Consider the following 25,709-nt stretch of genomic DNA (forward strand, 5'->3'; position numbering starts at 1 on the left):
GGGATTAACGCGTGCTTACAGCTTGAAGGTCAGCCCCAGGTTGAAGCGGCGGCCGAACTCGGTGACTTCCTGCTGTCCCGGAATGTTGGCGCTAGTGTAGACCGCTTTCTGGTTGGTCAGGTTGTCGATACCGAAGCGCACTTGCAGGTTAGGCGTCAGTTGCTTCGCCAGGTTCAGCGTCACATAGGTTTCGGCTTCGTTCATGATCAGCTGACCAGCGCCCCAGGTTGGGTTACGCGCAAACTTGCTGTGGTAGTTGGCCGACAGGCGCGCTTCGTAGCCTGCTTTCTCGTACCACAGGGTCACGCCACCGTTGGACTTCATCAGGCCTTCGATCGGATAAGGATTGTTGGCCGGCGTCTGTTCCTTGATGTTGCTGGTGGTGTAGGCGTAGTTGCTGGCGATACCCAGGCCATCGAACGGCGCAGGCAGCGACGTGAAGGCTTGCTGGTAAATCAGTTCCAGGCCGCGAATATCACCACCTTCGCCGTTCACTGAACGGGTAATGGTCGCAGTGCGGCCATTGATGGTGGTGGTGTCGCTTTCGATGGCGATATAACGCGATACCTTCTTGTAGAAGCCACCGGCCGACAACAGCGCGCCTTTGCCGAAGTACCATTGGTAGGACAAATCAACCTGATTGGCCATCATCGGCTTCAGGTCAGGATTACCGGCACTGCCGGTGATCGGCTGGCTGGTGTCCGTGGTGCTCAGGCTCAGGTTGCGCGAAGCGCGCATTTCATCCAGCGGTGCACGCGACATGGCGCGCGCCACGCTGAAGCGCACCTGGCGTTCCTGTGCTTCGTCCAGATTGAACACGAGGTTCAGGCTAGGCAGGACTTCGGTGTACGAAGTGCCGGCTTCCGTCGGGGTAGCCGCCGCGCCGTTGATCGACTCCGCGCCGTAGCCGGTCTGCTTGGTGTGCACCAGGCGCACACCGACGTTGCCACGGTAGGTTTTGCCGAAGGCTTCGCCATCCAGGTCGCCCTGCACGAAGGCCGAGGTGCTGCGCTCCTTGACCTTCCAGCCGGCCAGCTTGTCGTTCTGGATCTGCCAGTCTTCCTGCTTCTGGCCATTCGGGTTGAAGGCGTTGGCGCCGTAGGTCGAAGCGATGGTGCTGTCCCAGTCTTTCAGACCGATGAAGGCTGGGTAGCCATCAACGTTGATGGTCTCGTAGGCCGATGCCGGAATAGTTTTGCCGGCCAGGGTCCACGTGGTCTGGTGGTAGCTCTTCTCGCGATCGGTGGTGCGCACGCCAACCTTGAGGCGGTTGATAAAGCTGCCGTCAATGGCGCGCGATGCACTCAGGGCCGCTGCATTCAACTTGTCCCGCACGTGGCCGTCGGTGTCGATGTACAGGCTAGGATCGCCGAAATTGGAGACCTTGCCGCTGTCGATGCCAACGCTGTAGTTCTGCACTTCGTCGCCAGGGAACGACCAGGTGACCGGTACGTTGAAGGCACTCTGGCGCAGGTCGCGCCATGCGCTGCCACGGCGTGCGTGCGAAGTGGACAGGTCGGCGTCGATCTTCCACTCGCCGGCGTTGAACTTGCCGTTCAGGCCAGTGGCGGCCACGCTGGTGTCCTGCACGTAGATGAAGTCGTTGTTGATCAGGGTGGCGTTGCTGATGGTGCCGCCAACCACGTAGCCATTGCGTACATCGAGCTTGCTGTAGTTGGCCGAGTTGTAGCCATCCCAGTTGCCAACGCCGTCAATCCAGTGCTGCAGGCCGCGCTCCTTGATCTTCGCTTCCGCGTAGTAGGTGTCGGCGGTGATCTGCACGTCGTTGTTCGGCTTCCACTCAACCTTGCCCAGCACGCTGCCGCGCTTGTCCTTGCCCTGGCGCGCTTCGTCCTGGAAGCCCCACGGCAGCTTGTCGATCTTGCCGTCGCCGGTCACATCGACCGAGTTGGTTTCATTGAAGCCCCAATGACGCTTGTTCTTCTGGATCGCAGGCTGGTCCTGGTAGCTGAAGGCCAGCGCCGCGCCGATGGTCTTGTTCGCGAACTGGTCGAGGAACACGCCACCGACACGCGGTGCGCTCTTGTCGGCGCCCTGGATATCCTTACCCAGCGGGTAGTACAGCGCATCGGCGCGCAGCACCACCTGGCGGCCGCTCATCTTCAGCGGCGAAACCGTTTGCAAATCAATCGTCGTAGCGATGCCGCCTTCAGCCAGGTCGGCCTGCTGCGTCTTGTAGACGGTGGCGCCGCTCAACGACTCCGACGGGAACTGTTCGAAACGCACGGCGCGGTTAGGCTCCGACGATGCCAGCTCACGGCCGTTCAGGGTAGCGCCGATGAAGCGCGGGCCCATGCCGCGCGCCACGATCTGCGAAGCGTTGCCGCGATCCAGGCCCGAGGACAGGCCTGGCAGGCGCGCCAGCGATTCAGCGATGGTGGTATCCGGCAGCTTGCCGATGTCTTCCGATGCGATGACTTCAACGATACTGTTGCTGGCTTCCTTGGCCGCCAGCGCATTGCGCACCGAAGCGCGAATACCGGTCACGTTGACCTGCTGGATGCCATCGGCGGCAGCTTCTTGTGCGAGAACGTCTTGGACCAGCAGTGGGGAAGTGAAGAGCGTAGCAATCAGCCAGCTCATTTTTTTATGTTTCATTGTGCATCTCCAGTGTTTGTATTTGTCCCGTCTCTGATGAAGATGTGGACGGATAACCGGATGCTAACGAAACACGAATTTACAAACCAATAGCTATTTTAGTTTGGGCCATACCAAGTTCGTATATCACGAACCGCTTCAGCCCTGCGCTGGCGCGCGATAGTGAGGATAGATGCTGGCTGCAGCGTCGCGCAGCGCGGTCAGCATGGCATCGGCGCCGGGCGAGAGCTGATGTCGCTTGCGCGTCACAATGCCGAATGAGTCCATGCTGACGCCAAGATCGAACGGCAGCACCTTCAGCAAGCCGGCGTCGAGATAGGGCTGCACGGCTTCGGCCGGCAGCGCCACCACCATGTCGTTATTCAGCAGGAGGCTGGCAACCACCGGCATGTCCAGCGTTTCGACGGTTTCCGCCGGCTGCTCAAGACCGTGCGACAGGAACAGCGCGGTCAGGCGATCGCGCAGGATGGAACCGGCTGGCGGCAGGATCCAGCACTGCTCCATCAGGTCTTCGAGTTTCAATTCCTTGCGGTCCATCAGCGGATGGCTGGCACGCGCGATCAGCAAATGCGGCTCGTCGGTCAGTGGTTCAAAATTCAGTTCATCGGCCGCCTCGGTGTCGAGGATGCGGCCCACCACCAGATCCAGCTCACCACTGCGCAGGCGTTCCACCAGCACTTTGCTGGTCGACATATTCACCGCCACGTGCACGCGCGCGTGGCGCTCCTTGAGCAGGTTGATGGCTTTCGGCACCAGCCCGGTGGCCGGCGCCAGCACAGTGCCGATGCCCACGCGGCCGCGCAGGCCGGACAACAGTTCCATCACTTCCTGGTGCGCCGCGTCCATCTCCGCCAGCGCCGCGCCGGCGCGGCGGATCAGCACCTTGCCATACCAGGTCGGCGACACGCCGCGCGACAAGCGCTCGAACAACTGCACCCCGAGCGCGTGCTCCAGCTCACCCAATAATTTGGATGCACCGGGTTGCGTCAGGTTGGCTGCTTGCGCTGCGTGGGCAATCGAACCATGCCGGCCGAGTTCGACCAGCAAGACGAGGTGACGGGTTTTCAGGTGGGAACGAACAAAGCGGTCCGAGCGGGAATCAGTCATATTGGTGATCAGTTTGATTGCCCATCATAAAGGGGGGCCGGAGCAGCGTCAATCACCGTCACGCGTGCAAACTGGCAGTGGAAGCGCTCCCGCTATCAATAAACAAGGTATCGGCCACGCCGGGCGCCAGCCCTTTGAGCAGGCCAGGCGGCAAGCCGTACAAACCGCCCTGCGCGCCCAGCACCAGCAACTGGTCCAGCCCCGGGCCGCCGAAGGCCACGCTGGCCGCCGCCTCGCGCGCCAGCGCAACCTGCTGCAGCGCGTGGCCATGACTGTCGTACTGCACCAGTACGCCGCCCTGCACGCTCCACAAGTTGCCATCGCTGTCGAAGATGGCTGCGCCAGCGCCCTGCTCCAGCAACTCTGAAAACGGTTTCACAACGCTAACCTTGGCCCGTTCCGGCTCGTAGTCGCATTGCATGATGGCGCCCCGCGCGGCGTCGGCAAACACCATGCGCCGGCCGTCCGGGCTGAAGGCGATGCTGGCGGCGGCGGCCACCGCCGGCAAGGCCAGGCGGCGCAGGCCGTAACGCTGCGAATATTGGTAGAAGCTGCCGATCGGGCGCTTGTCCTGCCCGGTGTTGGCGGTGCCGAACACGAAGTTGCCGGCACGGTCGGCGCAACCGTCGCTGATGCTGGTGCGCGGCTCGGCCGCATCGATGGTGATCAGCACCTGCGCCTGCAACGGCCGGCTCGGCTGGCCGGGCTGCGGCAGCTCGACCATGCCGAGGCGCTTGCCCAGTCCCAGCAACACGCGGCCGGAGGTGCAGCACGCCATCACACTGGCGCTTTCCAGCATGCGCACGCCGCTCGGCATGGCGGGCGGCGCCGGCCATGCGTACAGCTGGCTACCGATCGGATCCGGCCAGCGCCAGCACTGTGCCAGCGCGTCCCAGCGTAACGCGCTACCGGCCTGCCCGACCCGGATTAACATGACGCCGGGCGTGGAAGCGACGGTGGTGCTGGGGGAGTTCATACGGCAGTCCTGGCAGGCGATTTTTGACGTTCCCAGTCTAAGCGAGGCCCCTGTGCTACAGCTATGAATAAACCGCTTCCAACCATGACGATATCGGATAGCACAGCCAACGTCATCCCGGCGCAGGCCGGGATCCATAGAACGCTGGCCGGTCAGCTCAGCATGGGTTCCGGCCTGCGCCGGAACGACGGCCGGAAGCTATCCGATATTGATATGGGTCCTTACGAATTAATCATATTTCCAGTCTAGCGACCCGGCTTAGACTGAGCGCTGTTCCCTGAACCACCCTCACACCGATCCGATCCTATGAAAATCATCAAACTGACGACCTACCGTGTTCCACCGCGCTGGATGCTGCTCAAAATCGAAACCGATGAAGGCGTCGTCGGCTGGGGCGAACCGGTCATCGAAGGCCGCGCCCGCACCGTGGAGACGGCGGTCCAGGAAATGGAACCGTACCTGATCGGCCAGGACCCGTCGCGCATCAACGACCTGTGGCAAACCATGTACCGCGCCGGCTTCTATCGCGGCGGCGCCATCCTGATGAGCGCCATCGCCGGTATCGACCAGGCGCTGTGGGACATCAAGGGCAAGGTGCTGGGCAAGCCGGTGTACGAACTGCTGGGCGGCCTGGTGCGCGACCGCATGAAGATGTACAGCTGGGTGGGCGGCGACCGTCCGTCTGACATCATCGAACAAATCCGCACGCTGCAAAAAGGCGGCTTCAATACCTTCAAGATGAACGGCACCGAGGAACTGGGCATGCTGGACACCTCGGCCAAGGTCGATGAAGCGGTGCGCCGCGTCGCCGAGATCCGCGAAGCCTTCGGCACCACCATCGAATTCGGCCTGGACTTCCACGGCCGCGTGGCCGCGCCGATGGCCAAGACCCTGCTGCGCGAGCTGGAACAATTCCGTCCGCTGTTCGTGGAAGAACCGGTGCTGGCCGAGCAGGCCGAATACTACCCGCGCCTGGCCGAGATGACCTCCATCCCGCTGGCGGCCGGTGAGCGCATGTACTCGCGCTTCGAATTCAAGAACGTGTTCGCGGCCGGCGGCCTGTCGATCGTGCAGCCGGACCTGTCGCACGCCGGCGGTATCACCGAGTGCCTGAAGATCGCCTCGATGGCCGAAGCCTACGACATCACGCTGGCGCCGCACTGCCCGCTGGGCCCTGTCGCACTGGCGGCCTGCCTGCACGTCGACTTCGTGTCGTACAACGCCGTGCTGCAAGAGCAGAGCATGGGCATCCACTACAACAAGGGCGGCGAGCTGCTCGACTACGTGGTGAACAAGGACGACTTCAAGATCGTCGACGGCTACTGCAATCCGCTGCCAAAACCAGGCCTTGGCGTGGAAGTGGATGAAGCGCGCGTCATCGAAGCGAGCAAGAACGCCCCTGACTGGCGCAATCCGGTCTGGCGTCACGAAGACGGCAGCATCGCGGAGTGGTAATTCGATGATCTTCCGCCTGCGCACCTGCGCGGCTCTGGTTGCGGGTGTGCTGGCGGCGGGTGCCGCTGGTGCAGACACGCTCACCATCGATGCCAGCGCTCCCAATCCTGCCCCTCTGAAAGCGGCGCTGCGTCTCGGCAGCGCCACCGCCCCTAACGGCGACACCCTCGGCGCCAACGCGCGCTACCTGACCCGCAACGGCGGCCCGTGGCTGCCGGTGATGGGCGAATTCCACTACAGCCGCACGCCCGCTTCGCAATGGGATGCGGAACTGCGCAAGATGAAAGCGGCCGGCATCGATATCGTGGCCAGCTACGTCATGTGGAATCACCACGAAGAAGTGGAAGGAAAATTCGACTGGTCCGGCAACCGTGATCTGCGCCGCTTCATTCAACTGGCCACCAAGGCCGGGCTGGATGTGGTGGTGCGCGTCGGCCCTTGGGCGCACGCGGAAGTGCGCTACGGCGGCATTCCGGATTGGGTGGTCAACGCCATGCCGACCCGCTCCAACGACCCGCAATACATGGTGCATGTGGAGCGTCTGTACGGCCAGATCGGCCAGCAGCTGAAAGGCCTGCTGTGGAAAGACGGCGGCCGCGTGATCGGCGTGCAGCTGGAAAATGAATACAACATCGACGGTCCCGACAAGGGCGTCGCGCACATCGCGGCGCTGAAGAAGCTGGCGCTGAAGGCGGGCATGGATGTGCCCTACTACACCGTCACCGGCTGGGACGGTACGATTTATCCGACCGGCGAAGTGACGCCGGTATTTGGCGGTTATCCCGATGAGCCTTGGGGTGTGAGCACCAAAGAGCTGCCACCAAAAGAAACGTACGCCTTCCGCTTCGATACGCGCGTGAGCGGCGATCTCGGCGCGCAGACTGCGGCGCATGCGCCGGGCACTGCGGAAACCGACAAAGATGTGACGCCATTCCTCGGCGCCGAATACGGTGCTGGTTTACCGTTCATGTATCGCCGCCGCACCGTGGTGTCGGCCGACGATATCGCGTCCATGCTGCCGGTGCAGCTGGGCTCCGGCGTGAACCTGATGGGCTACTACATGTTCCACGGCGGCCGCAATCCGCTGAGCCTCGGCGGCAGCGGCATGGAAGAGAGCACGCTCAGTGGCGGCTACAACGACACCACCATGATCAGCTACGACTTCCAGGCGCCGCTTGGGCCGGATGGCCAGCAACGCAAGGTGCTGGAGAAGCTGCGTCCATTCCACTTGTTCCTGCACGATTTCGGTTCGCGCCTGGCGCCGATGACGGTGCGTAAGCCGGATGTGTCGCCGGCCAAGCCGGATGATCTGGCGACTGCGCGCTTTGCGGTGCGCAGCGAAGGCGATCGCGGCTTCCTGTTCGTGAATAACCACGTGCGCCAGTACGACATGGCCGCGCAGAAGGCGACGCAGTTTGCGGTCAAGCTGCAAGGCCAGAGCATCACGCTGCCGAGCAAGCCGGTGGACATCGCCAATGGCGCGTACTTCATCTGGCCGCTGAACCTGAACCTCGACGGCACCAACCTGCACTACGCCACCGCGCAGCCATTGACGCTGCTGGATCAGGGCAAGGCAGGCGTGGTGGCGGTGTTTGCCGCCACCACCGGCGTGCCGGTTGAACTGTCGTTCGATGCTGGTGCGAAGATCAGCGCACCGGGCGCGCAGATCGCCACGGCGGCTGGCAAGACACTGGTCACCGGCGTGCAGCCTGGCGCTGGCGCGGCAGTGACTGTGCAGCGCGACGGCAAGCGTCCGTTGACCATCGTCGTGCTGACGGCGGAACAATCGCAGCAACTGAGCGTGGTGCAGCTGGCCGGCCAGCGCCGCCTGCTGCTCTCCGCAGACCAGGCCTACGTGGACGGCAACGCGCTGCAAATGCGCTCGGTCGGCGACAGCAAATTCCGCTTCGCTATCTACCCGGCACTGTCCGCCGCACCGAAAGCGACGACGACCAGCGCCGCATGGACCGCCGGCGCCCCCGCCACCGCCACGGTTGCTGTGCGGGCGGCCGGTAGCGAAGGCATCTTCCAGGCCTTCGAAGCGGCCCTGCCAAGCCACGATATCAAGGCCAGCGTCACGCAAACGCGCAACGCACAGGAAGCAGCCCCTATCGTCATCGGCGGTACGGCAAAGGCGGCAATCCAGCCGATTCCGGAAAACTTCAAAGCTGCCGGCGCATGGCAGATCAACGTCCCGCGCGAGCAATTGAAAGGGCTGGACGATGCCCTGCTGCAGATTGACTTCGTGGGTGACATCGGCCGCTTGTACTCCGGCACCCGCATGCTGGACGACTGGTACTACAGCGGCTACCAATGGCAGTTCGGTCTGCGCAACCACAGCGCGCTGCTGGATAAGCCGTTGACCATCTCCGTGCTACCACTTCGCGCCGACGCGCCGATCTACCTGCCAAAAGAAGCCCGCCCCAACTTCGGCGGTCAACAGCAGATGGCCACCGTGCGCGGCGTCACCGTCATCCCGGTCTATCAACTACGCATCACGCCTTAGGAGTAGCAATGTCTGAACGCCTCAAAGGCAAAGTCGCCATCGTCACCGGCTCCACGCAAGGCATCGGGCTGGCCATCGCCCGCCGCTTTGCGGCCGAAGGTGCGATGGTCACCCTCAACAGCCACCGCGAAGACGACGCCGCACGCGCCATCACCACTGAGCTGGGCTCCGAGCGCAGCCTGTTCGTGCATGCCGACGTCGCCGACCGCGCCGCGATGGAAACCCTGGCAGCGCGCACCATCGAACGTTTCGGCAAAGTCGATATCCTCATCAACAACGCCGGCATGAACGTGTTCGACGACCCGCTGGCGCTGAGCGAGGAAGACTGGAAGCGCTGCTTCGCGGTCGACCTGGAAGGCGCGTGGAACGGTGCGCGCGCCGTGCTGCCTTCGATGCTGGCACAAGGCGCGGGCAGCATCGTCAACATCGCCTCGGTGCACGGCCACAAAATCATCCCCGGCTGCTTCCCCTACCCGGTGGCCAAGCACGCGCTGATCGGCATGACGCGCGCGCTAGGCCTCGAATATGCGGCGCGCGGCATCCGCGTCAACTCCATCTCGCCGGGCCTGATCGTGACCGACATGATCGAACGCCACTTCGCCGCCCAGCCCGACCCGGAAGCCGAACGCGCCCGCCAGGCCGCCCTGCTGCCCTGCAAGCGCCTCGGCAAACCGGAAGAAGTGGCGGCTACCGCCCTGTTCCTGGCCAGCGACGAAGCCCCCTTTATCAACGCCACCGACATCCTGATCGACGGCGGTCGCTCCCAGTTGTACCACGAGTAATATTTCCCTCCTGACCACGCCGAAGGCACTTTTTTCGCCTTTCGGCGTGCTTTTTTGCCCTCCCGCAAAGTGTTTGCCTTGAAATGCTCCAAGGTCGTCCCTATAATTGGCACTCGTTAGGGAAGAGTGCTAACAACACGCCCGACTACCAACATTTTGTACCATTGTTAAAAAATTAAGGAGTTTTGTATGAACCTTCGCCCTTTGAACGATCGCGTAATCGTCAAACGTCTGGACCAAGAGACCAAAACTGCGTCCGGCCTGATCATCCCTGATGCGGCTGCTGAAAAACCAGATCAAGGTGAAGTCCTGGCTGTTGGCAATGGCAAGATCCTGGAAGACGGCAAAGTACGTCCTCTGGATGTCAAAGTAGGCGACCGCGTCCTGTTCGGCAAATACGCCGGCCAGACCGTCAAGATCGACGGCCAGGAACTGATGGTCATGCGCGAAGAAGACATCATGGCGATCGTCACCAAGTAATCCTTGGTCGAACCGATCCCACTTAATACCTCACAGGAGTAAATAACATGGCAGCTAAAGAAGTAATCTTCGGCGACGCAGCGCGCGCTAAAATGGTTGAAGGCGTTAACATTCTGGCTAACGCGGTCAAAGTCACCCTGGGCCCGAAAGGCCGCAACGTGGTGCTGGAGCGCTCGTTTGGCGCCCCAACCGTGACCAAGGACGGCGTGTCGGTTGCTAAAGAAGTCGAGCTGAAAGACAAACTGCAGAACATGGGCGCCCAGATGGTCAAGGAAGTCGCTTCCAAAACCTCGGACAACGCCGGTGACGGCACCACCACCGCAACCGTGCTGGCACAAGCACTGGTTCGCGAAGGCATGAAGTTCGTTGCCGCCGGCATGAACCCAATGGACCTGAAGCGCGGTATCGACAAGGCAGTTGCTGCTACCGTCGAGCAGATCGCCATCATCGCCCGTCCATGCACCACCACCAAAGAAATCGCCCAGGTTGGCTCGATCTCGGCCAACTCGGATTCGTCGATCGGCGAGCGTATCGCTGAAGCGATGGAAAAAGTCGGCAAGGAAGGCGTTATCACCGTTGAAGACGGCAAATCGCTGAACGACGAGCTGGACATCGTTGAAGGTATGCAGTTCGACCGCGGCTACCTGTCGCCATACTTCATCAACAACCAGGACAAGCAAGTTGCCGCTCTGGACAACCCATTCGTTCTGCTGTGCGACAAGAAAATCTCGAACATCCGTGACCTGCTGCCGATCCTGGAACAGATCGCCAAGTCGGGCCGTCCGCTGCTGATCATCGCAGAAGACATCGAAGGCGAAGCGCTGGCGACCCTGGTGGTCAACAACATCCGCGGCATCCTGAAAACCGTTGCTGTGAAAGCCCCAGGCTTCGGCGACCGTCGTAAAGCCATGCTGGAAGACATCGCTATCCTGACCGGCGGTCAAGTGGTTGCTGAAGAAGTCGGCCTGACCCTGGAAAAAGTAACCCTGGAAGAACTGGGCCAAGCCAAGCGTATCGAAGTCGGCAAAGAAAACACCATCGTTATCGACGGTGCTGGCCAGGCTGAAGCCATCGAAGCCCGCGTGAAACAAATCCGCGTGCAGATCGAAGAAGCGACCTCGGACTACGACCGTGAAAAACTGCAAGAGCGCGTGGCCAAGCTGGCCGGCGGCGTTGCCGTGATCAAAGTCGGTGCTGCTACCGAAGTTGAAATGAAAGAGAAAAAAGCACGCGTTGAAGACGCACTGCACGCAACCCGCGCAGCTGTGGAAGAAGGCATTGTGCCAGGCGGCGGCGTAGCCCTGCTGCGCGCTCGCGCTCAAGTGAAAAACCTGAAAGGCGACAACGCCGACCAGGACGCAGGTATCAAGATCGTGCTGCGCGCGATGGAAGAGCCACTGCGCATGATCGTACAAAACGCCGGCGAAGAATCGTCGGTGGTGGTGAACGCGGTGCTGGCAGGCGAAGGCAACTTCGGCTACAACGCATCGAACGGCACCTACGGCGACATGGTTGAAATGGGCGTTCTGGACCCAGCTAAAGTCACCCGTTCGGCCCTGCAAAACGCAGCGTCGATCGCCGGCCTGATGCTGACCACCGACTGCATGATCGCTGAAGTCACCGAAGACAAACCAGCCGGCGGCATGGGCGGTATGGGTGGCATGGGCGGCATGGGTGGCATGGACGGCATGATGTAATTCAGCCGGCCGGCTCACTGAGCCATTAAAGCCAGCAAAGCCAGCTTCTTCGGAAGCTGGCTTTTTTTTCGTCTGCTACACTGGCGGGATGCCCAATGCCCGCCGCCGCTCCCTCATCGCCGCCAGCACCGCGCACGCCGTGCACGACGGCCTCACCGATCTCATTTATGTTTTGCTGCCGATCTGGCAGGCCCAGTTCGCCATCAGCTACGCCATGATCGGCTTGCTGCGTGCGTCGTATTCCGGCGTGATGGCGAGCTTCCAGTTGCTGGCCAGCCGTCTGGCGCGGCGCTGGGGCCGCGAGCGCATGCTGATCGGCGGCACCGCGCTGGCAGGGGTGGCTTACCTCATTGCTGGACAGGCCGGCGGCTTGCCGGTGCTGCTGATGGCGCTGATGCTCGGCGGCCTTGGGGCCAGCACGCAGCATCCACTGGCCTCCTCGCTGGTGACGGATGCGTATGAAGCCGACGGCGGTGTGAAAGAAGCGCTGTCAACGTACAACTTCGCCGGCGATATCGGCAAAACCTTGATTCCCGGTGCGGTCGGCTTGCTGTTGGTGGTGCTGAGCTGGCAGGCCAGCGTGACCATGATCGGCGTGCTCGGCTTCGCAGCGGCAGCGTTGCTGTGGTGGCTGATTCCAGCAACGCCACCGGCGCACGTGGAGCACGCGGCCAAGGCTGCTACCGGCAAAGGCTCAGTAACCGGCCTGCGCGCGCTGCTGGCGACCGGCACGCTGGACAGCACCGTACGCATGGGCTTCCTCACCTTCCTGCCCTTTCTGCTGAAAAGCAAAGGCGCAGGCACGGCCGGTATCGGCATCGCACTGTCGCTGCTGTTTGTCGGCGGCGCATTTGGCAAACTGCTGTGCGGCTACCTCGGCGCGCGTATCGGCATGATGAAAACCGTGTGGCTGACCGAATCCGCCACCTCGCTGAGCATCGTGGCGGTGGTGTTCCTGCCGCTGGCAGGCGTGATGGCCATGCTGCCGCTGCTCGGCGTCGCGCTGAACGGCACCTCATCCGTACTGTATGGCACCGTGCAGGAACTGGCTGCGCCGGGCAAGCGCGAACAAGCGTTCGCTTTGTTCTACACCGGCACCATCGGCGCCGGCGCGCTGTCGCCGGTGCTGTTCGGCCGCGTCGGCGATGTGTTAGGCGTGCCGACCGCCCTGCTGTCACTGGCCGCCATCCTGCTGCTCACCCTGCCGCTAGCGTGGCGCGTCCAAAAATCACTTTGAGCTAGACTGGGCCGCACTCAACCAAGGAGTGTTGCTCATGGAAACTCAAGAACTGCATCGCGGCCGCCTGATCGACCACATCCAGCTGGTGGTACGCGACCTGCCGGCTTCGCAAAAATTCTACAGCGCGCTATTTGAAGTACTGGGCGTGCCTATCGGTGGCACCGGCCCGGACTTCTTCTGGGCCGACGAACTGTTCGTCTCCACCGCAGACAGCCAGGCGGCGCAAGGCGTGCTGACCGGCCGCCACCACCTCGCCTTCCAGGCCAAAGACCGCGCCACCGTGGACGCCGCCTACAAAGCCGCGTTGGCCAACGGCGGCAAAGACAACGGCGCACCGGGCGAGCGCCCCTACCACCCCGGCTACTACGCCGCCTTCATACTCGACCCTGATGGCAACAACATCGAAGCCGTGTTCCACGGCGCAGCCAAGCGCAGCGCCCCGTCGGTGCACATCACTTTCTAGCCAAGGGAGCGAGCGGGGCGATTCCATTTCTCGTCCATCATCCGGAAGAATTTCTCGACGTTCTCGGAATAGCCATCATCAGGATGACGCGCATCCAGAATATCCCCCGCATCGCCAATCAAATCCCAGTAGGCGTCGAACGTCTTCTTGTCCAGTTGGTCTATTTCCCTCTTAGCATCTGCCTCAATGGCAGCCAAGATAGCCAGCGTCAATTTTCGCACCTCCGGGCTTGGAAGGCAGGACGGATGCTCAAAGAAAATATCCGGCCGGCGCTCCTTGGGCCATTGAGCATGGTCAAACGCCCGTGAGCAATAGTGCAATGCCCCAACTGCAATCTCAACAGGGGCAGATTCAATGTAGGAAAATACGTCCATCCCGTTCATGCTAAACCTCCACTTCATAATTCGAAGGCATCAAAAAGATCCCTCGGAAGGTCAGTAATGATGTACTCCTCTGACATGGGATTAGCTCTTAGCTGCATGCTGGCAAACACGAAACGTCCAGCAAGAGGCTCCACTGGAATTACGAACATCAAGGGACTGAACGCAATGAGCTGTGATCGCTTGATGGTTCGGACAATCTCTTGGTGTTGACTCCTATTGATAATACCCGCATTAAGTTTAAGAGCAGCGCCATTCAGCATCCCTTTTCGAAGTCCTTTGATCTTCCGGGAGTGCCAGTCGCCAGCGTCAATCTCTTTCTTCAAGCTCCAGTAGATAGCCCGTGGATTCGAACTGGGCGGCACACAGTTATGGGGGCTGAATGAAGACTCGGCATCGAAGAACGGCGCGCACCATGCGTAATGGAGCTGGCCGTAGTAGAGCTGGCAGATCTCGTAGGACAGCCGAGTACTGCAGGAGTAATAAATGCGCTTGCTGTTCATTCTCGTCCTCCCATACGCGTACTACACATGTACCGCATAAGCAGACGAGACAAATGATCGGCATCAATCGTGCGTCACGTCGTCAGCGTATCGACTACTGACAGAAACTGACAGAGCTGCTGAATAGAATGAGTTTCACTTTTCTTTCAGGAGATTTCCAATGAAACCGAACACTGTCAGCGCAGTAGCCCACCTCAACTTCCGTGGCCAGGCGCGCGATGCGCTGAACTTTTACCAGTCCGTGTTTGGCGGCGAAGTGATGGCCATGAGCTACAAGGATTTCGGCCAGGTCACCAACGAAACGGAAGCCGATCAACTGATCTGGGGCCAGGTGGCGGCCGACAATGGCTTCCGCGTGATGGCCTGCGACGTGCCGTCAGCAACGCCTTACCATCCCGGCCAGAACGCCTTCCTGGTTGCGCTGGAAACCGAAACGGCGGAACAAGTCAACGCTTACTGGGACAAGATCGCCAACGGCGCCACCATCACCGTGCCGCTGGCGCCGGCCCAGTGGACGCCGCTGTTCGGCATGCTGACCGACCGCTTCGGCACCGCCTGGGCCCTCAGCGTCGCCACGCCGCAGAATTAACCCAGGTCTGCGATCAGTCCAAGGCCTTGGGGTTGCCAGCCGAGCAGGCGTCGGGTGATGGCGCTGGAACTGGCGGCGTCGTGCGAGATCAGGGGCGTCAGCCACTCGAAGTAGGCCGGCGCTTCTTCTTTCGTCAGCGACTTGACCGGCAACTGCAAACGCCGTCCCAGCGCGGCGGCGATCTCGAACTGGCTCACGCCCTCTTCGCCCACCGCATGATAGTTCGCTCCCGGCTGGCCCTTTTCCAGCACCAGCCGGTACAACTCCGCCACGTCCGAAATGTGCGCGGCCGGCCAGCGGTTCTGGCCATCTTCAAGATACGCGCAGTAGCCGGCTTTCAGCGCGCCCGGAACCATGTAGCTGATCAGGCCATGCTTGTCCTGGTTGTGCACCTGCGGCAGCCGCACCGCCGACACGTTCACACCCTGCGCGCGCGCCGCCGCAATCGCTTCCTCGGTGGCTGCGCGCGGGTGTAGTGCTGAACTCATGATGGGATCCTGCTCCGTCCCCATCTGCCCCGGTGCCGCCTGCACGACGTTAGTACCCGAAGTCACCAGCAGCGGACGCTGCGAACCCACCAGCAAATTCGACATGAAGCCAATCACCGCGCGGTCGTTCTCGCAGTTCTGCACGAAGTTGGCGAAGTTGTGATTGAAGCCAAGGTGGATCACGCTATCGGCCTGCTGCACGCCGCGCTCCAGCGAAGCAAAGTCCTCCAGCGAACCTGCATGCGGCTGCGCACCGGCAGCGAGCAGCGCTTGCGCGCCTTCCTCGCTGCGCGTCAGGCCGACCACGCGATGGCCCGCCGCCACCAGCTCCCTGACCACGGCCGAACCGACAAAACCCGTTGCACCCGTTACGAAAATATCCATTGCGATTCCTCTTTGATGTTGAACCGCTCCAGTATCCCGCATCAACATACCATGATAAAGTAGGGAGATTATCCTGCTATAAAAAGTATTACGATGACGTCGCAAACCAACGCCGACAACATGCTGGGCGAGTACCTTGCCCTGTGCCGCGCGCGGCTCGATCCGGCGGCGCTGGGCTTCCCGGCCGGCCGCCGCCGCACGCCCGGCCTGCGGCGCGAGGAAGTCGCGCTGCGCGCCCACATCAGCGTCGCTTGGTACACGTTGTTGGAACAAGGACGTGGCGCACGTCCATCGGCCAGCGTGCTGGCCCGCCTTTCCTCCGCGTTGATGCTGACCGAAGCCGAACGCGAACACCTGTTCCTGCTGGCCCTCGGCCGGCCACCCGAAGTGCTGTACAAGCCCGCGCCTGCGGTCAGCCCGCGCCTGCAGCGCATCCTCGACCTGCTCGATCCCTGCCCTGCGCTGATCCGCAGCGCCGTGTGGGACGTGGTAGCGTGGAACCGCGCGGCCACCGTCTTCCTGACCGATTTCGACGCCCTGCCGCCGGGACAGCGCAACTGGCTGCGCCTGATGTTCCTCGATCCGCATGCACGTGAGAAGCACGGCGACTGGGACATGATCGCGCGCTTCGTGGTGGGAGCCTTCCGCGCCGACACCGTGCGCGCCGGCGCCGCCGATGAAGTGGCGCCGCTGGTGGCGGAGCTGAGCGAACTCAATCCGCAATTCAAAAAGCTGTGGACCGAGCCGGGGATCTCCGACCCGCTGGAAATGCGCAAGACCATCCATCATCCGGAGCTTGGCCCGCTGTCGTTCGAATACTCGGCCTTCGCAGTGGAAGGCCGCAGCGACCTGAATCTGGTGATCTACAACATGCTGGACGGCGACGCCGGCAAGCTGGCGCTCAAGCTGCAGGAAAATCCTTCCTGATCGCCTGCACCGCATTGACGCCGCAAGCCCCATGCACGCCACCGCCCGGATGCGTGGACGCACCGCACAGGTAATAGCCGCGCACCGGACCGCGATACTGGTTGTCCCCTTCACGCAAGGCGATCTTGCGCGCCTTGTCGCTCGACAGCGTGATGCGATGCGCCAGCACCGCATCGCTCAGATTCGGCGCATACTCCGCCCACGTGGCGGCGAAGGCATGCGGATAGACAGCCTCCACCCGCTGCAGCATTGCGCCATCCAGGCCGTCGGGGAACTGGCAGTCCGCGCCGGCGGCATGCTGGCCGGCCGGCGCCTGCGAAGCATCCCACAGCGAGTTCACGCGAATCGCGCCGGACGGCAGCGGCAGGCGCCCCGCCTCCAGATCGGAGACATGTTCCATCACTTCAGCGCAGGAATCGAGACCGATGAACACCTGCCCGCACTGGTTGATGTCCGCATTGTGCGCGGCGCTGCTGTAGTCCGGTGCACGCGCCAGGCAAGCCGCATAGGAACCGATCATGTTCGACCGCACCTGCGCATAGCGCGAAGGCCGCTCATCGTCTGCAATCAATTCGCCCATGCTGGCCTCATAGTCCGCACTGGACACCACGATATCGGCCGGCATGAAACTGCCATCGCTCAGGTGCGCGCCGCGCACCGCGCCATCACGCAGCGCTATGCGATCTACACCGACGCCGCAAGCGACGACGACACCTGCCTTGCGGGCGGCGCCGGCCAGCGCTTCCGGCACGCTCGCCATGCCGCCGACCGGCAGTGTGCGGCGGCCCAGTATCCACAGCACGTAGCCGAGGAAAGCGGCATCGCCGCCCACCTCATGCAAGCTACCGGAAAACTCCAGCGTCAGGCGATAGAACAGCGTCCTCACCTCGTCCGACTCGAACAGCGCGTCGATTACCTGCTGCGCACTGCGCGTACCAAGCAGACGCGGATCGAACAGGCCTGCATACAACTCCGCCACCTCGCCCGCATACCCCTTGATGGCGGCGGCGTGCGGCGGCGAAAAGTAGATGCCGGCCAGGGGCCGCGTCAACTGATCGGCCAGCGCCTTGGCTTGCACAAAGGCGCGTGCATCATGCCGTGAAAACATCGACAGCGACTGCAGCGTCTTTTGCGCTGCCTCGCGCCGATACAGCACCAGCGGCGGCCGGCCATCGCGGAACGCCATGCCGTGCTGCGCCAGCGGCATCACCACATGGCGCGGCATGGCCTTGCTGGCCGCGTCGCTTTGGCGGTCGAGCAGGTCGGCATAGGACAGGTAGTTCGCATGCGGGTGCAGCTTGAACCCCGGCAGCAAAGACTCTTCGGTTACCGCCTGTCCGCCGCACTGCGGCGCACGTTCTACCACCAGCGTGCGGATACCGGTGGCGGCCAGGTTCAAGGCCGCCGCCAGCCCGTTCACGCCTGCGCCAATCACAATGGCTTGCATGGCTACGACTTCTTCGCCTCGGGACCGATGTAGCTGCGGATGATGCTGTTAATCTTCGGCAGCGTCGCCTTGGCGTATTCGGTATCGGGATGGAGGTACAGGAAGCCGTGTCCCTGCTGCGGCCCTTCCAGCAGGTGCACCGTCACACCAACGTCGCGCATGCGGTTCACGTACAGGATGGTTTCGTCGTACAGGATTTCCCACTGCCCCACCCACACCAGCGCCGGCGGCATGCCCTTCAGCGTGGGCGCCAGCACCGGCGAGGCGCGCCAGTCATAGCTGTCCTCGCGCGAACGCAGGTAGTTGCGGGTGACGAAATCCGCATCGTCCGCGCGCAGGCCGTAGCCGTTGGCGAATTCAAGATACGAGTGGTAGTTGTTGCGCATGTCGCAAGCCGGCGACCACAGGAACTGTAAGGCCGGCAGCACGCCGCCCGCGTCGCGCGCCATCAGCGTCACCACCGTGCCGATATTGCCGCCCGCGCAGCCGCCGCCGATGCCGATGCGCGCGGTGTCGAAGCCCAGCTCCGCACCGTGCGCGCCGATGTATTGCAGCACCGCGTAGCAGTCCTCGATCGCCGCCGGGAATTTGTGTTCGGGCGCGATGCGGTAGTCGGGACGCACCACCGCGCAGCCCCACTCCAGCACGTGCGCGCCTTCCTCGGCATCGTGATAATCCATGCCGTTGCCGAAGTTCCAGCCGCCGCCGTGGGTGCTGATGTAGACGCCCACCGGGCCGGTGGCGTTGGCCGGCATCCAGACGCGCGTCGGGATCGGACCTGCCGGACCGGGGATCTCGATATTCTTTGCCACCACGCCCGGCGGGATCACCGCATTGGCAGGCTGCTCGCCGCTCTTGCGAATGGCGGGAATGCCGATGGTGCGGATCGACGGACCGGCCAGGGCCGCATCGTAGATCGCCTTCATCTCCGGCGTCACCTTGCTCATGCGCTCGGCGCGCAGCGCGGCGTAATCGACCGCCAGTGCCATGCCGGGCAGGCATACCGGTGCATCGACCGTCGGCGTGGTGGTCGGCGGCGGCGTGGTGGTCGGCGGCGGCGTGGTGGTTTGTGCGTTGGCGTCGCTGCCGCCGCAGCCCGATACGGTGGCCGCCAGCAGGCCGATGCCGCCGATACTGGTGCCGAGGAAGTTGCGGCGGCTGTTGACTTCCGCCTGTTCTGGTTTGCTCATGCTAGTCTCCTTTATTGTTTGAGGATGCCGCAAGCGACCACCAGGTCGCCGGCGCGTTCGAAATACACAGAGCGCTTCTCGATTTGTTTGGTGACCGAGTTGGGCCACTTGAAATCGATCCAGCCGCGATTGGACGTCTTCAGCATGTCCAGCCGCTCCTTGATAAACATCTTGCCGTCTACGTCCTTCACCGCCGACAGATCGTGCCCCACCATGCGCGGCAGCACCGGGTTGGCCAGCACAGTGCCGTGCAGATCGTGAATCACTACATACAAGTCGCGGTCGACAAAGCGGCCGTGCGGATTGTTGGCTTCCGCGATGGTCTTGTCCTTGCCGCTGTCGGCCAGCATCGCCACCGCCTTACGCACCATGCTTACCGCTTCGTCAGCGGAACCGAGATCGGCGGCGCGCAGCGGACCGCCGAGGAAGCAGGCCAGCGCCAGCAACAGGTATCGAATGCACTTGGCCATGATTCACTTCCCTTCCTTGTAAAGACGTCCCGTCACCAGCATCGCGCAGCCGGCAATCACCGCCGGTACGGCGAACACCACGAAGGCCGTCTGCTTGCTGGCGATGGCCGCCAGCAGCGCGCCGCCGCTGACCGAGCCGACGATGGAACCAACCCGCCCCACCGCCAGCGCCCAGCTCACGCCGGTGGCCCGCGCCGCCGTGGTGTAGAAGCCGGAGACCAGCACATTGGCGCCGGTCTGCGCGCCGGACAATCCCAGGCCAATACAGAACACCGCCACATACAGCCAGCCCGGATGCGCAATCGCCGCGCCGGTCAGCACGATGGACAGCGCCGCCACCGCGTAGGAGCAGGTCAGCACGAAGAACGGGTTGTAGTGGTCCATCAGGCGCGCATTGATCAGCGAGCCGAGAGTGCCGCCGATCGGCATCATGGCGCCGATGGCGGCGGCTTCCGTCACCGCGATGCCGCTGTCGGTGATCACGGTCGGCAACCAGCTGCTGACCTGGTAGTACACCCACAGGGTGCAGAAGAAAGCCAGCCAAAGCAGCAACGTGCCGGCGCGGTAGTGGGCGTTGAACAGCGTCGCGAGAACACTGGCCTTTGCAGCGGTAGTGCCGCGTTCCTCCGGCACCACCGCTTCAAGGCGAACGTCGTCGCGGCCCGTCAGGCGGCGCAGCACGGCGCGCGCCTCCGCTTCGTACTTCGGCTTGCCGGCCATGAAGCGCAGCGACTCCGGCATCAGGAACCAGATCAGTGGCACCAGCGCCAGCGGCACTGCGCCGCCGAAGAAGAACACGCCCGGCCAGCCGAAGCGCGGGATCAGCAGCGCGGCGATGCCGCCGCCGAAGGCCAGCCCCAATGTGAAGCCGCAAAACATCAGCGTCACCAGCAAGGCGCGGTTGCGCTCCGGTGCGAATTCCGACGACAGCGTCAGTGCCGCCGGCATGGCGCCGCCCAGTCCCAGTCCGGTCAGGAAGCGCAACACGGCCAGCGACTGCACCGAGTCCGCGTAGCCGCAAGCAATGCTGCCAGCCGCGAACAGCAGCATGGACAGCACGATCACGCGGCGGCGGCCGATGCGGTCGGCCATCGGGCCGAAGATGAAACTGCCGATCGCCAGCCCGAACAGGCCGGCGCCGAAGATAGGCGCCAGTTGCGGCGGCGCCAGCGCCCACTCGCGTTTGAGCAGAGGCGCCACGTAGCCGGCTGCGGCCACGTCGAAGCCGTCCGCCGCCACCACCAGGAAGCACAGCACCAGCGTCAGTATCTGCAGCCCCGAGATTTTCGCGCCGTTCATCACGGCGCTGGAAGTCATGGTTTGTGTAGTCATGCTACTCCCCGATCAGAAGAAGTGCCGGATGCCGACGGACAGGCTGGAAACGTCCTGCCCCGCCACCGGCAAGCCCGCACCGCCCGCCGCTGGCGGCGGCGAATAAGTTTTACTGCTTGGCCAGATGCCAAAATTGGTGGCCGCACCATTGTCCAGGTGCGCATAAGAGGTGTAGATCTCGGAGCGCTTCGACAGGTGGTAGAAGTAGCCGATCGCGTAGATATGCGTCTTGCCGCCGACGGTATCATCGATCTTGCGCTGCGCGTAGGAGATTTTGACATCCGCCAGTCCCAGCGGAATGTTGGCGCCGACCAGCTGCGCATTGACGTTCTTGTTGCCGGACAGCGTGTTGTGCAGCAGGTAGCCGAACAGCTTGAATGGCTCGAATGCATAGCTGGCGCCCAGCGTGGCGGTCTTGTTGGACAGGACCGTGTTCGGCACGGCGCCGGCCAGCTTCTGCACCTCGTAGCTGGCGCCCACGTACAGCGGGCCGTTCTTCGAATACTCAATGTTCGCACCGGTGAACTGGCCGAGGTCCTTGGGCGCTGCGGCGCGTTCGCTGAAGCTATGCAGCACGCGCACCGATACGCCGTCGACCGCAGGCGACAAATACTGCAGCGAGTTATTCAGGGGCAGCTGGCCGACGAAGCCGCGCAGGTTGCCGGGCACTTGCTGCGTCAGCGTGACGCCATTGCCGTTCTCGTTGCGGCCGAAAGGATCGCTGCGCAGCTGCACCCACAGGCTGGGCGCGAACTGGCTGCCCAGCTGCACCGAGCCCCACTTGCCGCCATAGCCGACCAGCGCTTCGCGGTCGAACAGCTGGGTGCCGCCGCTGCTGGTGCCGGTGTCCGCGCTGAAGCCCGATTCCAGCTTGAAGTATGCCCGCGTGCCATCGCCCAGGTCTTCGCTGCCGCGCAGCCCCCAGTAGGAAATGTCGTTCGACACATAGCGCGCGCCGGATGCGGCCTTGCCCGGCGCCGACGAGAAGCGCACGCTGTCGACTGCGACATCGAGCTTGCCGTAGAAAGTGACGTTGCTGCCCTGGCCTTGCGCCAGGACGGCCGCCGGCATCAGCGCTGACAGCATCAGCGCCGTTGTGATCTTGTTTTGCATTTTTTATGTCTCCGTGGTTTTAATTATGGAAGTACTGCCTTACATGGTTGGAACCTCATGATTGGTGACGAAATCCGCCGGCAGCGCAGGGCCCCAGACGTAGAGCGAATCCTCGGGCGGATAGTCGGCCGCCGGCCACTGCACGCCGGCGGCGATAAAGTCGATGTCGAACGAATACTCGGCGTAGCTGCCCCACGGGTCGCGCACATAGCGGAAGTAGTTGGAGCCGAGCACATGCCGTCCCACGCCCCAGCCATCGGGATAGCCCGCCTGCGCCATCTGCTGCGCGCCCAGTCCCACCGCGTCGAAGGAATTCACGTTCCAGCTGCTGTGGTGCAGGCCTGGCGCCGCCGACCTGGCAAACGCCAGCAGGTGATGATCGCTGCCGTGCGGGCTATGCACGAAGGCGATGATGTCACCCGAGCGGTCGGACAGGCGCAGGCCCAGCGCCGCACAGTAAAACTCCACCGCCGCGTTCACGTCCGGCGTGAACAGCAGGATGTGCGACAAATGCGTCGGCCGCACTTGCCGGATCGCGCTGCGGCATGGCGCGCGCCCCGCATGGCCGCCTTCCGGCGCGAACTCGCGCGGCGCCTTCTCGCTGGGCGAGCACTTGGCCGCCACTTGCAGGCAGATCGCCACACCGTCCGGCGCCGCGATCCACACGCCGTCCGGCACTTCCGCGTGCGGCGGTGCGATGCGCCGCACCTGCTGCGCATCACAGCGCGCCAGCAGCGCCGCCAGGTCCTGCTGGTAGACGCCCAGCGCCAGCCATAGCAACTGCTTGCGGCCGCCCTCCAGCACCCTGCCCCAGCGCTGCGCGTGGCCATCGGTGTACAGACCGAGGCCGCCCGCTTCACGCCGCACATCGAGGCCGAAGCTGCTGTAGAAGTGCACAGCCGCTTCCAGGTCCGGCACGCAGAATGCGAATTCGTGCACCGAATGGACGGCGGTGTTCATATCACGTGCTGGGTTTGCGTACCCAGTTGTGCGATGGCGATGCTCACCACATCCCCTTTTTTCAGGAACTGCTGCGGCGTCATGCCCAGGCCCACGCCGGCCGGCGTGCCGGTGACGATCACATCGCCCGGCAGCAGCGTCATGAACTGGCTCAGGTAGGAAACGATTTGCGCCACCGTGAAAATCATGTCGGAGGTATTGCTGGCCTGGCGAATCTCGCCGTTGACGCGCAATTCCATATCCAGCGTCTGCGGGTCGGGGATTTCATCGGCCGTGACCAGCCACGGGCCGACCGGACCGAAGCTGTCGAAGCTCTTGCCCTTGCCCCACTGGCCGTTGCGGTGGATTTGCCAATGGCGTTCCGACACATCGTTAGCGGCGCAGTAGCCGGCTACGTAGCCCAGCGCATCGGCTTCGCTGACGCTGCGTGCCGTGGTGCCGATGACGACGGCCAGTTCAATCTCCCAGTCGGTTTGCTCGGAGCCGCGCGGCAGCACGATATCGTCATTGGCGCCGCTCAGCGAGGTGATGGCCTTGGTGAAAACGATAGGCTCGGCCGGCAGCGGCAGGCCCGACTCCTCCGCATGCTTGCGGTAATTCAGGCCGATGGCGACGAACTGGCGGATGTCGGCCACCGGCACGCCGATGCGCTGGTTCGGGTCCAGCAGCGGCAGCTTGCCAAGGTCCACGGCGGCCAGCGCCTGCAGGCGTTGCGGCGACAGCCAGTCCGGCGTCAGGTCCGGCACCAGCGCCGACAGGTCGCGAAGACCGCCTTGCGCATCAAGGGCCGCCGGTTTTTCGGCGCCTGCTGCGCCCACGCGTAAGAGTTTCATGTTGTGCTTTCTGTGCTTTTTGTTGAGGGGTTAAACGAGTACATCACCAGCCGCAGACATGGCGCAGCAGCGCCTTGCCGTCGTGCGGCCAGGTATTGCCGCGCCAGGCCACATGCTGGTCGGGGCGGATCAGCGCCAGGCGCGCCTGATACAGTTCGGCCAACGCCGGGGAATCGGGCTGGCACACCGTCAGCGGCAGGCCCACCTCGCGCGCATCGCGCTGCGCCTGATGCAGGTCGGCCGCGTTCCAGCCAGCGGTAGCCAGCAGCGTGTAGCCGGGGCCGAAGCCGTCATACAGCGAACTGCCGTCGTCCAGCCAGGCGTGCGGCGCCAGCGAACCGGGACAGGCGGACGGCGTCACCGTCGCCACTTCGGCGGCCGGCGCCGCGCCCTCTTCCTGCGTCACGATGGGCGAGCCGTGGTAGTGGCAGCCCAGCACCACGCCCAGCGTGTTGAATTCGCGCGCCTTGGCTTCGCGGATGACGGCGCCGATCTGCGCGCGCATGCGCACGCCGAGCGGCCCGTCGTCCTCGCTGCCCTCCTGCGTCAACTGCTTGCCCAGCACCGCATGGTTGGCCACCGCTTCATCCATCACGCGCTGATGCACCGGGCGCCGTTCGGCCGCGTAGCTGGCGATCAGCGACGGACCGCCCCAGCCACGTAGTACGGCGGCCAGCTTCCAGCCCAGGTCCACGCCGTCGGCCACGCCCATGTTCATGCCGTAGCCGCCGAACGGCGGATGCAGGTGACAGGCATCGCCGATCAGGATGGCGCGGCGATCCTGGTATTTGTCGGCGATCAGGCGGCTGGCCACCCATTCGTCGGTGCTCTTGATTTCGTAGGGCAGGTCGATGCCGGTGGCCTTGCGGATCAACTCCGCCGCCTCGGCGTCGCTGACCTTGAAGCCTTCCGGCACGCCGGTCGGCATGAAGAACCAGGTGTCGCCGCTGTCCATCGGGCCGATCAGACTGGGGGTGTCGGCGTTGATCTGCCAGTACATGATGGCTTTGCCGTGCGGGTGGGCCGCCGCCAGCCCCGGTGCGCGGAACACGATGTTGTAGTTGCGCGAAAGGCCGTAGGCGCCTTCCATCTTCGCGCCGATCGCGGCGCGCACCGTGCTGCGCGCGCCGTCGGCGCCGACGATGTACTGGCTGGCGATGACATCGCACTCGCCGTTGCGGGTGTGGCGCACTTTCGCGCGCACGCCCTTGCCGTCCTGCTCGAACGATTCCAGCTCGGTCAGGAAGCAGAACTGCACGCTGGGCAGGGATTGCGCATGCTCCTTGAGCACCTTCTCCAGCGTGTATTGCGGGATCCACTGCGCGTGCTCGGAGTACAGCGGGTTGCGCTCCGGTGCGCACTGGAAGGCGTTCTCGAAGCGCGCCAGCGGATAGCCGGCCAGCCGCGTCACGAACATCACGTCGGACGGATAGTCGAGGCCCAGCGGCGACGCCTCGGCCAGCTTGCCGGCGATACCCCAGCGGCGCAGGTGTTCGCGGGTGCGGACGTTGGTGGTCTTGGCGCGTGGCGCGGCGCCGACACGCTCGTTGCGTTCGACGACGATGCAGGAAATCGCGCGCGAACCGAGTTCGATCGCCAGCGCCAGCCCGGCCGGTCCGGCGCCGACGATCAGCACTTCGGTCGAATGTACGGTTGCCTGATTCATATTGAGTGTCTCCATTGCTAGCTCTTGTGAAGCAAGTCTAGGCCAGGAGTGGCGATCAAAAAAGATGACAAATTCCGGTAAGTGATACTAGAATCGCATCAC

The 25,709-nt window shown here is 63.3% G+C and carries 23 protein-coding genes; 9 read left to right on the forward strand and 14 right to left on the reverse strand.

Annotated features, from left to right (window positions below):
• Positions 1 to 15: 15 nt before the first annotated feature.
• The 3 genes from BMZ70_RS13590 to BMZ70_RS13600 all read right to left on the reverse strand — a co-directional run bounded on the left by BMZ70_RS13590 (position 16) and on the right by BMZ70_RS13600 (position 4,702).
• Positions 16 to 2,619, reverse strand: a complete 2,604-nt coding sequence (locus tag BMZ70_RS13590) for a TonB-dependent receptor (protein ID WP_092274994.1) — start codon at positions 2,617 to 2,619, stop codon at positions 16 to 18.
• A 138-nt stretch (positions 2,620 to 2,757) separates the two neighbouring features.
• Positions 2,758 to 3,726, reverse strand: coding sequence for a LysR substrate-binding domain-containing protein (locus BMZ70_RS13595; protein WP_092274997.1), 969 nt, complete (start codon positions 3,724 to 3,726; stop codon positions 2,758 to 2,760).
• A 58-nt stretch (positions 3,727 to 3,784) separates the two neighbouring features.
• Positions 3,785 to 4,702 carry an SMP-30/gluconolactonase/LRE family protein gene (locus BMZ70_RS13600; protein WP_229205397.1) on the reverse strand — a complete coding sequence of 306 codons (918 nt, stop codon included), beginning with the start codon at positions 4,700 to 4,702 and terminating at the stop codon, positions 3,785 to 3,787.
• A 306-nt stretch (positions 4,703 to 5,008) separates the two neighbouring features.
• On the opposite strand from BMZ70_RS13600, the gene dgoD reads away from it, so the two are divergent.
• The 7 genes from dgoD to BMZ70_RS13635 all read left to right on the forward strand — a co-directional run bounded on the left by dgoD (position 5,009) and on the right by BMZ70_RS13635 (position 13,325).
• Complete coding sequence (gene dgoD, locus BMZ70_RS13605) at positions 5,009 to 6,157, forward strand: galactonate dehydratase (protein WP_092275003.1); 1,149 nt, start codon at positions 5,009 to 5,011, stop codon at positions 6,155 to 6,157.
• Between the two features lie 4 nt (positions 6,158 to 6,161).
• Complete coding sequence (locus BMZ70_RS13610; protein WP_092275006.1) at positions 6,162 to 8,663, forward strand: beta-galactosidase; 2,502 nt, start codon at positions 6,162 to 6,164, stop codon at positions 8,661 to 8,663.
• Between the two features lie 8 nt (positions 8,664 to 8,671).
• Entirely contained in the window at positions 8,672 to 9,445 is a 774-nt protein-coding gene (locus tag BMZ70_RS13615) for an SDR family oxidoreductase (protein WP_092275009.1), read from the forward strand.
• A 189-nt stretch (positions 9,446 to 9,634) separates the two neighbouring features.
• A complete protein-coding gene (groES, locus tag BMZ70_RS13620; protein ID WP_026637491.1) occupies positions 9,635 to 9,925 on the forward strand; it encodes a co-chaperone GroES in 291 nt (96 codons plus the stop codon).
• Positions 9,926 to 9,972: 47 nt separating this feature from the next.
• The gene (groL, locus tag BMZ70_RS13625) at positions 9,973 to 11,622 is read left to right on the forward strand and encodes a chaperonin GroEL (protein WP_092275011.1); all 1,650 of its coding nucleotides are present in this window, start codon (positions 9,973 to 9,975) and stop codon (positions 11,620 to 11,622) included.
• A gap of 88 nt (positions 11,623 to 11,710) precedes the next feature.
• Positions 11,711 to 12,859: an MFS transporter gene (locus BMZ70_RS13630; RefSeq protein ID WP_092275014.1), complete on the forward strand. Its 1,149-nt coding sequence runs from the start codon at positions 11,711 to 11,713 to the stop codon at positions 12,857 to 12,859.
• Between the two features lie 37 nt (positions 12,860 to 12,896).
• Positions 12,897 to 13,325, forward strand: a complete 429-nt coding sequence (locus tag BMZ70_RS13635; RefSeq protein ID WP_092275017.1) for a VOC family protein — start codon at positions 12,897 to 12,899, stop codon at positions 13,323 to 13,325.
• Here BMZ70_RS13635 and BMZ70_RS13640 read toward each other — a convergent pair.
• Positions 13,322 to 13,708, reverse strand: coding sequence for a hypothetical protein (locus tag BMZ70_RS13640; RefSeq protein ID WP_130300777.1), 387 nt, complete (start codon positions 13,706 to 13,708; stop codon positions 13,322 to 13,324). The two genes, BMZ70_RS13635 and BMZ70_RS13640, sit on opposite strands and share 4 nt — an antisense overlap.
• Before the next feature lie 14 nt (positions 13,709 to 13,722).
• Positions 13,723 to 14,208: a hypothetical protein gene (locus BMZ70_RS13645; RefSeq protein WP_092275023.1), complete on the reverse strand. Its 486-nt coding sequence runs from the start codon at positions 14,206 to 14,208 to the stop codon at positions 13,723 to 13,725.
• Between the two features lie 160 nt (positions 14,209 to 14,368).
• On the opposite strand from BMZ70_RS13645, the gene BMZ70_RS13650 reads away from it, so the two are divergent.
• The gene (locus tag BMZ70_RS13650; protein ID WP_092275026.1) at positions 14,369 to 14,797 is read left to right on the forward strand and encodes a VOC family protein; all 429 of its coding nucleotides are present in this window, start codon (positions 14,369 to 14,371) and stop codon (positions 14,795 to 14,797) included.
• Here BMZ70_RS13650 and BMZ70_RS13655 read toward each other — a convergent pair.
• Entirely contained in the window at positions 14,794 to 15,669 is an 876-nt protein-coding gene (locus BMZ70_RS13655) for an SDR family oxidoreductase (RefSeq protein ID WP_092275029.1), read from the reverse strand. The two genes, BMZ70_RS13650 and BMZ70_RS13655, sit on opposite strands and share 4 nt — an antisense overlap.
• Positions 15,670 to 15,762: 93 nt before the next feature.
• Between BMZ70_RS13655 and BMZ70_RS13660 the strand changes: the two genes are divergently transcribed.
• Entirely contained in the window at positions 15,763 to 16,596 is an 834-nt protein-coding gene (locus BMZ70_RS13660; protein WP_092275032.1) for a helix-turn-helix transcriptional regulator, read from the forward strand.
• On the opposite strand, the gene BMZ70_RS13665 is transcribed toward BMZ70_RS13660, so the two are convergent.
• Genes BMZ70_RS13665 through BMZ70_RS13700 form a run of 8 tightly spaced genes read right to left on the reverse strand, consistent with a single transcriptional unit; the run spans position 16,571 to position 25,607 of the window.
• The gene (locus BMZ70_RS13665) at positions 16,571 to 18,043 is read right to left on the reverse strand and encodes a phytoene desaturase family protein (protein WP_092275034.1); all 1,473 of its coding nucleotides are present in this window, start codon (positions 18,041 to 18,043) and stop codon (positions 16,571 to 16,573) included. The genes BMZ70_RS13660 and BMZ70_RS13665 overlap by 26 nt on opposite strands.
• Before the next feature lie 2 nt (positions 18,044 to 18,045).
• A complete protein-coding gene (locus BMZ70_RS13670; RefSeq protein WP_092275037.1) occupies positions 18,046 to 19,233 on the reverse strand; it encodes an alpha/beta hydrolase in 1,188 nt (395 codons plus the stop codon).
• Positions 19,234 to 19,244: 11 nt separating this feature from the next.
• On the reverse strand, positions 19,245 to 19,703 hold the full coding sequence (locus tag BMZ70_RS13675) for a cache domain-containing protein (protein WP_092275040.1): 459 nt from the start codon (positions 19,701 to 19,703) through the stop codon (positions 19,245 to 19,247).
• Positions 19,704 to 19,706: 3 nt separating this feature from the next.
• The gene (locus BMZ70_RS13680) at positions 19,707 to 21,035 is read right to left on the reverse strand and encodes an MFS transporter (RefSeq protein WP_092275043.1); all 1,329 of its coding nucleotides are present in this window, start codon (positions 21,033 to 21,035) and stop codon (positions 19,707 to 19,709) included.
• A gap of 12 nt (positions 21,036 to 21,047) precedes the next feature.
• The gene (locus BMZ70_RS13685; protein ID WP_092275046.1) at positions 21,048 to 22,148 is read right to left on the reverse strand and encodes a porin; all 1,101 of its coding nucleotides are present in this window, start codon (positions 22,146 to 22,148) and stop codon (positions 21,048 to 21,050) included.
• A gap of 39 nt (positions 22,149 to 22,187) precedes the next feature.
• On the reverse strand, positions 22,188 to 23,108 hold the full coding sequence (locus BMZ70_RS13690) for a VOC family protein (RefSeq protein ID WP_092275049.1): 921 nt from the start codon (positions 23,106 to 23,108) through the stop codon (positions 22,188 to 22,190).
• Entirely contained in the window at positions 23,105 to 23,941 is an 837-nt protein-coding gene (locus tag BMZ70_RS13695) for a fumarylacetoacetate hydrolase family protein (protein ID WP_092275052.1), read from the reverse strand. The genes BMZ70_RS13690 and BMZ70_RS13695 overlap by 4 nt, the downstream gene beginning before the upstream one ends.
• Positions 23,942 to 23,984: 43 nt before the next feature.
• Positions 23,985 to 25,607 (reverse strand): FAD-dependent monooxygenase, encoded by a 1,623-nt coding sequence (locus tag BMZ70_RS13700; RefSeq protein ID WP_229205398.1) that lies wholly within the window; start codon positions 25,605 to 25,607, stop codon positions 23,985 to 23,987.
• Between the last annotated feature and the right edge of the window lie 102 nt (positions 25,608 to 25,709).

The organism is Duganella sp. CF402 (assembly GCF_900109645.1).
Classification (GTDB): domain Bacteria; phylum Pseudomonadota; class Gammaproteobacteria; order Burkholderiales; family Burkholderiaceae_D; genus Rugamonas.